The following is a 12486-nucleotide window of genomic DNA, read 5'->3' as shown; positions in this document are numbered from 1 at the left end:
TCCCTATGGTCAAATTCAGACCTTTTTGGGATAGACCGTTTTTTTATGAAAGTATAGTTTCTCTCTTGACCCTGACGTAATGTAAAGGTTTATGATAAGAATTGTCAGGGGGGAAGATATGGAATATACAGTTAAGAAATTGGCACAGCTCTCAGGGGTTAGTAGCCGTACACTTCGCTACTATGATCAAATTGGACTACTGAAGCCGGCAAGAATCAATTCTTCTGGTTATCGAATTTACGGGCAAAAAGAGGTAGACCGGCTGCAACAGATTTTGTTTTATCGCGAATTAGAAGTAAGTCTAGATGAGATTATTAACATAATTAATCAGCCAACCTTTAATCAAATCGCCGCATTAAAAGACCATTACAGCCATTTAGAAAAGAAACGTGCCCGTCTTGACACATTAATGGCGACGGTAGAGAAGACCATCATAAGTAAACAAGGAGGTAAGCCGGTGCCGGACAAAGAAAAATTTGAAGGCCTGAAAGAGAAGATGATTAAGGAAAACGAACACAAGTATGGGGAAGAAATTCGTAAAAAATATGGAGAAGATACTGTAAATAATAGCAATGCAAAATTAAGGGGCATGTCTCAAGAAGACTATGAGGCTATGACGAACTTAGGAACTGAAATTTTAGTGTTGCTTAAAAGAGCACATGAAACCCAAGACCCCGCATCCGATATTGCACAGGAGCTAGCTGCAAAGCACAAAGAGTGGCTTTTGTTTTCATGGCCTAGCTATTCCAAAGAAGCACATGCTGGTCTTGTAGAAATGTATGTGGCAGACGAACGCTTCACGGCTTTCTATGACAAGACAGTTAAAGGTGGAACGCAATTTTTGCGGGAGGCTGTTTTGATTTATTTAGGAATGGATAAAGAGGGAACGTCATGAATAACAGGCTGAGCGGAGTAATAGCAAATAAGGCGTTTTATGATCAAATCTCAGGATTTGGTCTTTTTCATTTAATGTTAGTTTAATTTGGGTAAGGAATCAGCAAAAAGGTCATCATTTGTGATAATATATTTCAAGTAATAGGAAAGGGATAAGAGTATTCAATAAAGTTATGACAAAATTACCTCTGACCTGTGATTCATAAAAAAGTGAAAGTAGGGATTTATGTGATATTAGCAGTCTTAACCGGAGTCATAATATACATGGTAAGTGGAATGATCTATTATTCTGTGTTAGGAAATCGATGGGTAGATCTATTAAATATTAAGCCCGAACAACCCAATTATGGGATGCTAACTTTGGTGACGTTATTCACCTCTATTGTAATGTATGGCGTTCTACATTTATCACAAGCGCAAACCTTAGTAGATGGAGCATTACTTGGTGGTGCAGTAGGGATCATAGTAGCTCTTGCCTATGCTAAAGACTTTATCTTTGGATTAGGAACAAATAGTAAAAAACCTACAACGATTTATTTGATCGCAGTAGGGTATCATTTCATTGCTCTTACAATCATTGGAACGGTTATGATGTTTTTTATTTAGTGATAGCTTTTATGGTGTGGTTCTTCTCGTTGCATAAGGGAGGGATAACGGACAATGCTAGCTGACGATAATGGTTTCGCGGCACAAAAAGTACGCTCGGGATTGAAGCTTATGTTATTCCCGAGCGTTTTTGTATGCAAATGTACTCTTAATTACTTGGTATCTCTAATACATTTTATCCTCTATCGCAACACCGCTTGGTTTATAATGCACCTTTATATTCGTAATGCATTCAGGTGCACCTCCAATAAATTGTGCTTCCTTAATTACTTCGAATACTTCTTCTAACTCTCCTTCAATTACGGTTTCCATTGGACCAATATGAAATTCAAGTCCTGATTCTTTCACTAAATTAAGTACTTCGGGGATTATTCCACCAGTATGCATATCTTTTCCATTGGGTAAAATTTGGAACCCGGCTGTAACAGTAGCCATTAAATTCATCCATCCCTTCTGTATCGTTATCGTTTTTATGTTTTATATTGCTTAACTGGTTTCCCGGAAGTAAATCTCTTGAGTGCCAGTATGGAGGTCAATGATCCTACTAGATTCGGTCACTTTTTAGATGGTGCATTATGACCAACTCCTTTCGTATATGTAATAGTCTTATACCCTATTTGTTTTTTGTAAAACGCTAATATAATTAGACCTCCCAAAGACATCTCTTTGGGAGTTATTGATGTTGATACATAAACCGTTCCATATAATACATAAATACTTGGTTGTAGTAGCCTGAGAAATATGTATTGCTCGCATGACCAGCAAGTGGAAGCAATATTAAAGCAGATTTCGATTTTTCGGAATAGGTTTGGTTGAATTTTTTTGATACAGATTGATCGACGAAACCATCGTGAGTTCCCTGGTAGATTAAAGCTGGCGGGCTATCTTCTTTCACTAAAAGGCTTGGGTCTATTATTTCCCTTGTTCCTTCTATACCAGCTTTTTTTGATAAACCGTTGGCTGGATAAACAGATATAATTCCTTTTATTGTAAGGTTTCGATTTAAGACGTTGTGTTGTCTATTTTTTGATCCTAGCCCAACAGCGTTCGCTATTTGTCCCCCTGAGGATCTTCCGGAGATAAACACAGAGTCTAAATTTGCTCCATATTCCTCATAGTGTTCTGCTAAATAGTCAGTAAAGATGCCAATATGACGAACCATGTCATCAACGGAAAAGCCGGCAACTTTATTTGCTGGTACTTCGAGAAATTCAAAAAGCCGTTCTTCGTTACTGAGACCATGCTGCACATCAAACACGACATAACCGAGGCTTGCAAAATGTTTATTTATTTGTGCTCTGTTTAAGTGACCTTTATCACCTGCTGTCCAAGCACCACCATGAATTCTAATTAATACTGTATGATTCCCAGGAAGTTCCTCAGCATGTTTAGGTGGCATATATGCATCAAAGTGAAGCCGAATCCCTTTATCAATACCAGTTGTTCCTTCAAAATAGAGAATGTCTTGTTTTACTTGATGATCCCCTGATGCTGCGCCAAAAAAATAATCAGGAAGCACAAAAGGAGTATCTGTGAAGTACTGCTTTTTCTCTGCTGGAATAATGTCGGCTGATTTGACTCCAAATGCTTTCATATAGTTAGATTCAACATTTTGGATAGTCGCTAGTGTTATCACTAAAGGTAAGCTGAAAATAACAGTTAATGAAAGCCCAATGATGATAACTGTTGCTTTCACGAATGCTTTCGTTTTTTTATGCAACATTTTTAATATGAGTATTGAAATAGTGAAAAAAATGATACTGATAAATAAAGAGGTTGTCGGAAGTACCATTTCAATTTTATCAGCGCTTCGTCCTGTAATTAATTGATACGCTAAATAAATTCCTAGTACTAAAAAAGCACTTAGTAAAATTTGAATGGTAATCCTCAGTGTACGGTTTATTTCATATGATGAAGCTTCGTCTGTCTTTTTGAAAGGTCGTAATTTCAACACTGCTAAAACCCCCCCAAGAACGAGTAGAGATAAAAGCAAAGTTATTGAAATAACACTGCGTGATGTTGTGTTCAAAACATCTTCAGACGCATTTCTATTCAGTAAAGGTAGGAGTAGCATTGAAATAATAGTAAGAACTAAATAAATATAATCTAAGCTTCTGTGTTTGGTGTGAAATAGCGTGGCAGTGACGTTTCCTAAAAGTGTAATGAGCAGGAGTACTCCATATATATTCCACAAGCTATGTGACGTCTTCGTTATGATGTAAATGAGGCCTAGTAAAATGGATGCGCAATTGGCGATGATTAATGCTCTTATGAAAAAGTGTAAATATTTATTGTTATGAATTGGGCTATTTACCATTTGGGTTCTCCTTATCGGAAGAGTGAAATATGTCTTAAAGTAGTTAGTGCTAAATTGATGAAGCGCCTTTTCATTTTTAGCTTCTTATTTATAATAAATACTCATTATTTCTATTCTAGAAAGTGTGGCGGAATTGCCTTAGCGTGTTTCGATAGAAAAGTTAAAGAGTTGGACAGTAACTGAGCGAGGTTAGAGATTACGTAAGATTATATTACAAATAAAGTTGACGTGACGTAAATAAAATGGAATCATAGTATTTGTCGAAAAAAACTGGCAGCATCTAATGAGAGTTACTACATCATGAAAGAGAGGAGTAGAAAAATGGGATTAACAAAAAAGATAATAATTGCACTTATCCTAGGGGTAGCTGTAGGGCTTGGATTTAATTTATTTGCTCCTGGAGCTTTTGTACCTTTAGACACTTATGTATTAACACCGTTAGGGCAAATTTTCTTAAAGCTTATTACAATGTTGGTGGTGCCACTTGTCTTCTTTTCGATTGTCCTTGGGACAGCTGGAATGGGTGATACGAAAAAACTTGGGCGTATCGGAATCAAGACGGTAGGGTTTTATTTAATTTCTACTGTTGTTGCACTATGTATCGCTTTTGGAGTAGCGTTAGCCATTCAGCCAGGACAAGAGGGATTAATGGGGACTGAAGAGGCCAATTTTGAAGCAACAGAGCCACCTCCGGTCATGGAGACATTATTAAACATCATTCCAACCAATCCAATTGATGCATTAGCAACAGGTCAAATGCTGCAAATCATTTTCTTTGCTATTTTTGTCGGTTTTGCTCTTGCACATCTTGGTGAAAAAACAAGTGGGATGTACAAATTGATGGAGCAAGGAAATGAAATTATGATGTTCCTTGTTACGATCGCGATGAAGCTTGCGCCATATGGAGCCTTTGGTCTAATTGCATCAGCCATTGGAAAATTAGGATTAGATGCATTATCTTCGATGGCGATGTACATGCTTTGTGTTGTGTTAGCGTTGATTCTTCATGTGACTGTTGTGTATTCGGGTGTCGTTTATGCCTTAGGAAAAATGAACCCACTACATTTCTTTAAAAACTTTGCACCAGCTATGACAGTGGCGTTTAGTACATCAAGTAGTAATGCAACGCTTCCGCTGTCCATGAAAACTGCTCAGGACAAATTAGGTGTGTCGAAGCCCGTATCTGGTTTTGTACAGCCGCTTGGAGCAACGATTAACATGGATGGTACGGCGATCATGCAAGCTGTTGCGACGGTGTTTATTGCGCAAGTATTTGCTGAGCCATTATCAGTAGGGGCGTTAGTGACCGTTGTGTTAACGGCCACACTTGCTAGTATCGGAACGGCTGGAGTCCCTGGAGTTGGGATGATCATGCTAGCCATGGTTTTACAATCTGTCGGATTGCCAGTTGAAGGAATTGCGCTCGTGTTAGCCGTGGATCGAATCCTTGATATGCTTCGTACAGCAGTTAACATTACTGGAGACGCAGCATGTGCTGTTTTTGTTGATCGTAGCGAAGGTGAAAAAGATAAGGTAGAAACAGCGTAAGAGTTGTTGAAAAAAACGTTATGATCGGTGATGCATTCACGATCATAACGCTTTTTTATAATGGCTAGACTAATTATTTTAGAGTAGAGGGTGTCATCTTAAGTAAATGTTATTTTCTTACAAACATTGGCAAGTCAGTGTGTCCCATTCCACGAACGTAAACAAATAAGCTTCCTTTGTGATTAATTTCGTGGTCTATAGCCAAATTAAGAATCTTTTCTGCAGGGAGTTTGATGCCTAGAACTGCAGTTAGGTCAATGACTTCGTTAAGATCTTCGTTAGATAATGACTCGATCATTTTCACAGATTCTTCAGTGTACAGCTCTGCAAGTAAAGATAAGTCAACATCTGCATATTCGTCATGGAGTGGCTTCGGAGGTTGTTTTGTAGCTGCTGAAATAAATTGATAGAAGGATGTTAGCATATGAACAACAAGTTCTTTAGCTGACATGGAAGTATCTGTTGGCTTGTAATCGTAATCGTCCTTACTAATCTTTTCTACTAATTCATTTGTTACAAGACGATGTGATAGAAAGTAATCTTTGTAATGAGTGCTTTTTGTCATGTGGATCCTCCCTCATATTATCTAATATCAATTTAAAGGTAAATTTTGTAAGTGTAATAGTCAAGAAAGAGGACTTTGCCCATTTGAAGTTCTGTTATTTGATCTTTGGTTTTTTTGTATTATACTTTGATAAGTCGACGTTACTTGTAAGATTCAAATTTATTACATAGGTTATGAGACTTTAGAAACTTTTAGGAAAGGTGCTTTTTGTTTATGTTACATAATCCAACGGGGAAAGAGCGGTTAGGGTTAGCTTTCTTACTCGGGATGCTTGCGGTATTAGGGCCACTTAATATTGATATGTATTTGCCAAGCTTTCCTGAGATTGCGGATGACTTAGGAGCTCGTGCCTCACTTGTTCAGCTTAGTTTAACTGCTTGTTTACTTGGTCTTGCAGCTGGTCAGGTCGTTGTCGGCCCAATTAGTGATGCACAGGGGAGAAAAAAACCGTTATTAATATCCATCTTTTTATTTGCGGTTTCATCCTTATTATGTGCGTTAGCTCCTAATATCGTTATTTTAGTAATAGCTCGCTTTTTACAAGGATTTACGGCAGCAGCTGGAGTAGTGATCTCACGTGCTGTAGTCCGTGATGTTTTCAGCGGACGTGAGTTAACGAAATTTTTTGCGCTGTTAATGGTCATCAATGCAGTTGCACCAATGGCAGCACCAATAGCTGGGGGAGCGATCCTGCTTATGCCTTTTGCTAACTGGAGTTCAATTTTTTACTTTTTAAGCTTGATTGGTCTTTTCATTGTATTGGTCGTAGCGCTCAAATTAAAGGAGACATTGCCCCCGGAAAAACGAATTCCTAGTACAGTTGTGCATTCTGTTCGGACAATGGGAAGCTTGTTTAAGGATCGATCTTTCATTGGGTATGCATTAACGGTAGGATTCATCCATGGCGGAAGTTTTGCTTATGTTGCTGGCACTCCTTTTGTGTATCAAGGGATTTATGATGTGTCTCCTCAGGTATTCAGCGTGTTGTTCGGCATTAATGGGCTTGCTATTATTTTGGGGAGCTTTACCATCGGGCGCTTAGGTGGAATTGTTCATGAAAGGAGTTTGTTACGTATTGCGGTAATCATCGCGGTAAGTGCTACTTCGTTCCTGTTAGTAATGACCATCGTTGAAGGACCACTGGCAACACTCGTCATTCCAATCTTTATTTATATGACTTCCATGGGGATGATCACAACGAGTACCTTTTCTTTGGCGATGCAAAATCAAGGCCACCGTGCGGGTAGCGCGAGTGCGGTATTAGGTACCCTTTCCTTGTTCCTCGGTTCAATGGTTTCCCCACTTGTTGGGATTAACGAAGCGACGGCAGTACCGATGGGAGCCATTTTGTTTTTTACTTCATTGCTTGGGGCTATTGCTTTTTTCAAGCTGACAAACAGGCAGCAGATTGAACCGGGTGTGAAAGTTAAGGTAGGAGGGTGATGCCAAATGGCTAGTCGCCTGGCCTATATGTCTTGGAGGGCACTGAAAGAGTCTTTTTTTAGCGGATTCGAGGAAGTAGCAATGGCTCCACACGTTGCGCGCTTGCTATGAGAAACCCACTCATAGCAGGCTTTAAGACAAAGCAACGGTTCCGCTCATTGCTTAAAGGCCACTGAAATAGGTCAAAACCGTACCTTTTTCAATGGCCTATATGTCTTGAATACATGCTTACAAGTAACGCGGACAAACTACTATTGATTCTAGTTTAGGAGGAATGAGAATGAGATATTTGTTTTCTATTTTATTTGCAGTTTTGCTCACGTTAACGGGATGTGGAGCAAACAATGAAACGGTGGAAGAACCGGTTCAAGATGAAGCTACTGAGGAAACACAAGAAGGGGCAGAGGGTGTTGAGGAATCCAATGCTACGATTGTGTTAAGTGAAGAAGATCCCGAAAATATTCTAAGTGAGGAAACGATATCGTTCGAACATGGACAAACGCTTATGGAAGTAATGGATGAGCATTATGACATTACAACGGCGTATGAAGGAGCGTTTATCTCAGGAATAAATGGAATTGAAGCAGATGATGAAACATCAAGTTATTGGCTCTATACGATAAATGGAGAAGAAGCATTAGTAGGAGCAGCTGAATACGAACTTGAACATGGAGACTTGATTCATTTTCATTACGCTTCGATTGAATAGGCATGTCAATTCGCCGAATTACGTTGCTAGCCATGCTCAGTGCTCTTTGTGTGGTAGGCCGAATGGCTTTTGCTCATATTCCTAATGTTCAACCGGTTACGTCCATTATTATAATCACAGCGATGTTTATGGGCCCGGTCAATGGCCTTATTCTAGGTTTTGTCAGTACGGTATTAACGAATATGACATTAGGAACAGGCATATGGACGTTTTGGCAAATCATTTCTTGGTCTGTGATTGGGCTTCTCTCTGGCTGGATGGGGAAAGCTCATACGAAGTGGGGCATACCTTTCCTTGTTCTCATTATGTACGCAGGATTTTGTGGTTATTTTTATGGATTTGTCATCTCGTTAAATATGCTGTTCATTAGCGATCGCTTTATCGCGTATTACTTAGCTGGGCTCCCATTTGACACAAACCATGCGATAGGGAATATGATTTTCTTTTCACTCCTTTATCCAGTCATGAGCAGGATTTTTGTTCATTATTTGAAGAAAGGTCCATTTTCATCGATATAATGAAGTGTGTTAGCTTAAAGGGGCTTTTGAAAAGCAAAATCTTTGTTACAGAGGGATAAAGATCAAAATATATTAATTGAGGCGAAGATCGTTACGGTTTTCGTCTTTTTTTTCAGGTTTCTTCGGAGAATTGGGCATTATGAAAGGCTTGTTCGTTGTTTTAGGAAAGGGGATTGGGTTTTCAAAAGAGGGATGAAGGCCTGATTGTTGTTCCAGGAAAAGGAATTGGGTCCTCATAAAGCAAATGAAAGCCCGTTCGTTGGTATAGCAAGGAGAAAAAGGTCTTCATTCATCCTGGAAAAGGATCTTGCTCTATTCTAACTAGGGGGAGGTAATTGCATTAAATAGTTTGAAAGACCTGAATATTGCACAAAGTCAAATTGTGTGATAAGCTTTGTTAGGAAAATTATGAAAAGTAATAGGGGAGCTATGAGGTTGGCTGAGAGGATATCCCGATGAAGATATCGACCCTTTAACCTGATCTGGGTAATGCCAGCGGAGGGATGTTTATTAGAATTACATGTTGACATGTAAAGTCTACACGCCTCTCTGGTGTGTAGACTTTTTTTGTGAAAGGAGGGTTTCATGGAACGTTTGCGTCAGTCGATCCGTTCAGTGGCTCCAGCGATCATCGCTATTATTATGTTTCTTGTCGTATGGGAAGTGGCTGTGTGGATTTGGGACGTTGAAAACTGGATCTTACCAGCGCCGAGCCTGATTGTTCTTACGTTATTTGACACGTGGCATCTATTACCGGAACATATTTGGATGACCACAAAAGAAGCGCTACTTGGTTTCTTATTAGGAATTATCGTTGCGTTAGTAATGGCTTTTATTTTAGATTTTTCATCGTTTTTACGTAAAAGTTTTTACCCGATTCTCTTATTCTCGCAAACGATTCCTATTATTGCGATTGCACCATTACTCATTATTTGGTTTGGGTATGGGATTTTGCCTAAAGTTCTTGTCGTTGCATTAGTCACTTTTTTTCCGGTAGTCGTTAGTGTTGTTGAGGGGCTGCAATCAAGTGATCGCGATATGATCCGGCTTGTTCGGTCGATGGGAGGATCGCACCTGCAGGTATTTTCTTCTGTTAGGTTCCCGCATGCATTACCTTATTTATTTACAGGGTTGAGAATTGGTGCTACATACAGTGTGCTGGCAGCAGTAATTTCTGAGTGGGTTGGTGCAAGTTCTGGGTTAGGAATTTATTTAATCAAAGCTCAAAGTTCGTTTGCGACAGACAGGGTCTTTGTTGTTATAGTGTTGATTTCACTTTTAAGCTGCCTTTTATTTTTAGTTGTTGTATTACTCGGCAGACTCATGATGCCGTGGAAACATAAGTCTCAAAAAAAATAAACGAATTAAGTTGAGGAGAGAATCTGATGTCAAAAAAGCTAAGTGCATTTTTGTTTTTCGTTATCATGCTTGTGTTAGTTGGTTGTAACCAAGCAGAAGAGTCAAGTCAAGGAGAAGTAGGTGAATCTGAAGCTTCAGAAGAGACACCAGTTGAATCTACAGAGTTAATGGAAGCAACGTTTATATTAGATTGGGTTCCTAACACAAATCATACGGGTATTTATGTTGCGAAAGAAAAAGGGTATTTTGAAGAGGAAGGGATTGATTTAACGATTATCGAACCAGCTATGGAAGGTGCCGTACCGGTTGTCGCAGCAGGGCAAGCTGATTTTGGGATTGGCTCTCAGACAGGCGTGACAATTGCTAGATCAACAGGCATTCCGATTGTTTCGATTGCAGCTGTCATTCAGGAGCACACATCTGGTTTTGCTTCTCCAGTTGAGAAAGACATTACATCACCAGAGGATTTTGAAGGAAAGACATATGGCGGATTTGGCGGAGCGGAAGAAGAGGCAATTTTAGATACGGTATTAAATCAGCATGAGGTTGATCCTTCTTCGGTAGATAATGTGATCGTTGGATCTGCTGACTTTTTTGCGAATACGAAAAGAGACATAGATTTTCAATGGATTTTTTATGGGTGGACAGGAATTGAAGCTGAAGTTCGTGGTGAGGACATTAATATGATTTACCTTAAAGATATTGATCCTGTTTTTAATTATTATTCTCCTATTATTTTTAGCAGTGAAGCTGTGATTGAAGAGCAGCCTGAGCTAGTTGAAAAGTTTGTAAGAGCTGTCTCGAAAGGATATGAGTTTGCGGTTGAGCAGCCATCAGAAGCTGCGGAAATTTTAATTGCTGCTAGCCCAGAAACAAATGAAGAGCTGATTCGCGCATCACAAGAGTGGTTAAGCCCACGTTACAAAGGTGAAGCAGAAAAATGGGGTATTCAAGAGGAGCATATTTGGAATGATTTTTCAAAGTGGATGCTTGAAGCAGGTTTGATTGAAACAGAAGTACCGACAGATGAAGCGATGACAAATACGTTCTTGCCTTAATGAAAGGTTGTAGTCATTATGGAAATCAACATTTGTAATCTCCATCATTCCTTTGACGGGGAACCGGTCATTAAAGGAGTTAACTTGTCACTTCAAAAAGGGGAATTTGTTTCGTTAATTGGACCAAGTGGCTGTGGCAAAAGTACCTTGTTTAATCTCATTACGGGCCTTGAAATTCCAGAAGAGGGAGAAATTTCATTTAACGGAGTGAATGTGATAGGGAAACGTGGGCATAGCAGTTATATGATGCAAAAGGATTTATTGTTCCCATGGAAAACCGTACTGGAAAATGTCCTTCTAGGTCCTAAAATAACAAGACACCAAACAGAACAAGCAAAAGAAGAGGCACTTTCTCTTTTTCCTCTGTTTGGGTTAGAAGAATATGAGCATCATTATCCGGGAGTTTTATCAGGGGGAATGAAGCAGAGGGCTGCGTTGCTACGAACGTTCTTGCATAAAAAGGAACTCATGCTATTAGATGAGCCATTTGGAGCGTTAGATGCATTAACTCGTGAGAAAATGCATAGTTGGCTTTTGCAAATATGGAGTCAAATGCAAAGGACAGTCTTATTTATTACACATAGTATTGATGAAGCAATCTTCTTATCAGACCGGATTTATGTGTTAGGACCACGTCCAACTGAAGTTATACTAGAAGTAAAGGTTCCATTGCCAAGACCGAGGAAAAAGGAAATGACTGTCACTCATGAATATGTAGAGTTAAAAAGGCAATTGATGAACGCGCTGTACGAAATGAACTAAATAAAATTGAAGAGGATGAACGAAATGAAATTTTCAGAACAACTTCGTAAAAAGGTAGACTCTATTTGGAATGCAAGCTTTGAGCATCCATTTGTTACGGGAGTAGCTGATGGTTCATTGCCAATTGAATGTTTCAATTATTATGTACAACAAGATTCCTTTTATCTTTCGAAATTTGCTCAAGTACAATCGATTGGGGCTGCGAAAGCACTGGACTTTCACACGACATCGCAAATGGCATTTCATGCTAAGTCCACCTTTGATGCAGAGCATATGCTACATGAAGGATTTGCCAAAGACTTAGGATTAGAAAAGAATAGCGAAGGTCATATGGCGGTTGAAGCAGCTCCAACGGCAGTAGCGTATACTAACCACTTGTTTTCTGTTGCGTATAAAGGCTCTTTAGGAGAAGTTATTGCTGCAATTCTCCCTTGTTATTGGTTGTATTGGGAAATTGGAGAAAAGTATAAAGGTTCTACCCCAGGACATCCTGTTTATCAAAAGTGGATTGATACATACGGTGACGAGTGGTTTGCAACGTTAGTAAAGGAACAAATAGACCGTTTGGATGAATGGGCAGAAAAAGCTTCAGATGAAGAAAAGCACCGTATGGAAGCTATTTTTGTTACAAGCAGTAAGTATGAGTATATGTTTTGGGAAATGTCTTATACGTTAGAAAAGTGGCCTGTGTAAGATGTAGTTATAAT

Annotated in this window: 13 protein-coding genes and 1 riboswitch; of the genes, 10 read left to right on the top strand and 3 right to left on the bottom strand. The window is 39.2% G+C overall.

Features of this window, described 5'->3' with window-relative positions:
• Window positions 1–118: 118 nt before the first annotated feature.
• Complete coding sequence (locus MF646_RS20485; RefSeq protein ID WP_250098363.1) at window positions 119–895, top strand: MerR family transcriptional regulator; 777 nt, start codon at window positions 119–121, stop codon at window positions 893–895.
• 227 nt (window positions 896–1122) lie between these two features.
• Window positions 1123–1500 carry a DUF1761 domain-containing protein gene (locus MF646_RS20480; protein ID WP_250098362.1) on the top strand — a complete coding sequence of 126 codons (378 nt, stop codon included), beginning with the start codon at window positions 1123–1125 and terminating at the stop codon, window positions 1498–1500.
• A 165-nt stretch (window positions 1501–1665) separates the two neighbouring features.
• Here the strand turns inward: MF646_RS20480 and MF646_RS20475 are convergent, their stop codons facing one another.
• Both MF646_RS20475 and MF646_RS20470 read right to left on the bottom strand, forming a co-directional pair.
• Complete coding sequence (locus MF646_RS20475) at window positions 1666–1944, bottom strand: thiamine-binding protein (protein WP_250098361.1); 279 nt, start codon at window positions 1942–1944, stop codon at window positions 1666–1668.
• 229 nt (window positions 1945–2173) lie between these two features.
• Window positions 2174–3454 carry an alpha/beta hydrolase gene (locus MF646_RS20470; protein ID WP_250098360.1) on the bottom strand — a complete coding sequence of 427 codons (1281 nt, stop codon included), beginning with the start codon at window positions 3452–3454 and terminating at the stop codon, window positions 2174–2176.
• A gap of 684 nt (window positions 3455–4138) precedes the next feature.
• On the opposite strand from MF646_RS20470, the gene MF646_RS20465 reads away from it, so the two are divergent.
• The gene (locus MF646_RS20465; RefSeq protein ID WP_250098359.1) at window positions 4139–5365 is read left to right on the top strand and encodes a dicarboxylate/amino acid:cation symporter; all 1227 of its coding nucleotides are present in this window, start codon (window positions 4139–4141) and stop codon (window positions 5363–5365) included.
• 109 nt (window positions 5366–5474) lie between these two features.
• Here MF646_RS20465 and MF646_RS20460 read toward each other — a convergent pair whose 3' ends face one another.
• Window positions 5475–5930: a DinB family protein gene (locus tag MF646_RS20460; protein ID WP_250098358.1), complete on the bottom strand. Its 456-nt coding sequence runs from the start codon at window positions 5928–5930 to the stop codon at window positions 5475–5477.
• A 213-nt stretch (window positions 5931–6143) separates the two neighbouring features.
• Here MF646_RS20460 and MF646_RS20455 point away from each other — a divergent pair, with 213 nt between their 5' ends.
• From MF646_RS20455 to tenA, 7 genes are all read left to right on the top strand, one after another.
• Window positions 6144–7373: a Bcr/CflA family efflux MFS transporter gene (locus MF646_RS20455; RefSeq protein ID WP_250098357.1), complete on the top strand. Its 1230-nt coding sequence runs from the start codon at window positions 6144–6146 to the stop codon at window positions 7371–7373.
• 280 nt (window positions 7374–7653) lie between these two features.
• Window positions 7654–8082 (top strand): DUF4430 domain-containing protein, encoded by a 429-nt coding sequence (locus tag MF646_RS20450; RefSeq protein ID WP_250098356.1) that lies wholly within the window; start codon window positions 7654–7656, stop codon window positions 8080–8082.
• A 2-nt stretch (window positions 8083–8084) separates the two neighbouring features.
• The gene (locus MF646_RS20445; RefSeq protein WP_250098355.1) at window positions 8085–8600 is read left to right on the top strand and encodes an ECF transporter S component; all 516 of its coding nucleotides are present in this window, start codon (window positions 8085–8087) and stop codon (window positions 8598–8600) included.
• 410 nt (window positions 8601–9010) lie between these two features.
• A riboswitch (TPP riboswitch) is annotated at window positions 9011–9122 on the top strand.
• Between the two features lie 63 nt (window positions 9123–9185).
• On the top strand, window positions 9186–9959 hold the full coding sequence (locus MF646_RS20440) for an ABC transporter permease (protein ID WP_250098354.1): 774 nt from the start codon (window positions 9186–9188) through the stop codon (window positions 9957–9959).
• 26 nt (window positions 9960–9985) lie between these two features.
• Window positions 9986–11017 (top strand): ABC transporter substrate-binding protein, encoded by a 1032-nt coding sequence (locus MF646_RS20435; RefSeq protein ID WP_250098353.1) that lies wholly within the window; start codon window positions 9986–9988, stop codon window positions 11015–11017.
• A gap of 18 nt (window positions 11018–11035) precedes the next feature.
• Window positions 11036–11779, top strand: a complete 744-nt coding sequence (locus MF646_RS20430) for an ABC transporter ATP-binding protein (protein WP_250098352.1) — start codon at window positions 11036–11038, stop codon at window positions 11777–11779.
• Between the two features lie 24 nt (window positions 11780–11803).
• The gene (gene tenA, locus MF646_RS20425; protein ID WP_250098351.1) at window positions 11804–12472 is read left to right on the top strand and encodes a thiaminase II; all 669 of its coding nucleotides are present in this window, start codon (window positions 11804–11806) and stop codon (window positions 12470–12472) included.
• Window positions 12473–12486: the final 14 nt, after the last annotated feature.

Origin of the sequence: Halalkalibacter alkaliphilus (genome assembly GCF_023555415.1) — a bacterium.
In the GTDB taxonomy this organism is placed as follows: domain Bacteria; phylum Bacillota; class Bacilli; order Bacillales; family Bacillaceae_D; genus Halalkalibacter; species Halalkalibacter alkaliphilus.
Note: the sequence above shows the minus strand (reverse complement) of the source record. Positions and strands in the feature narration are given on the sequence as shown.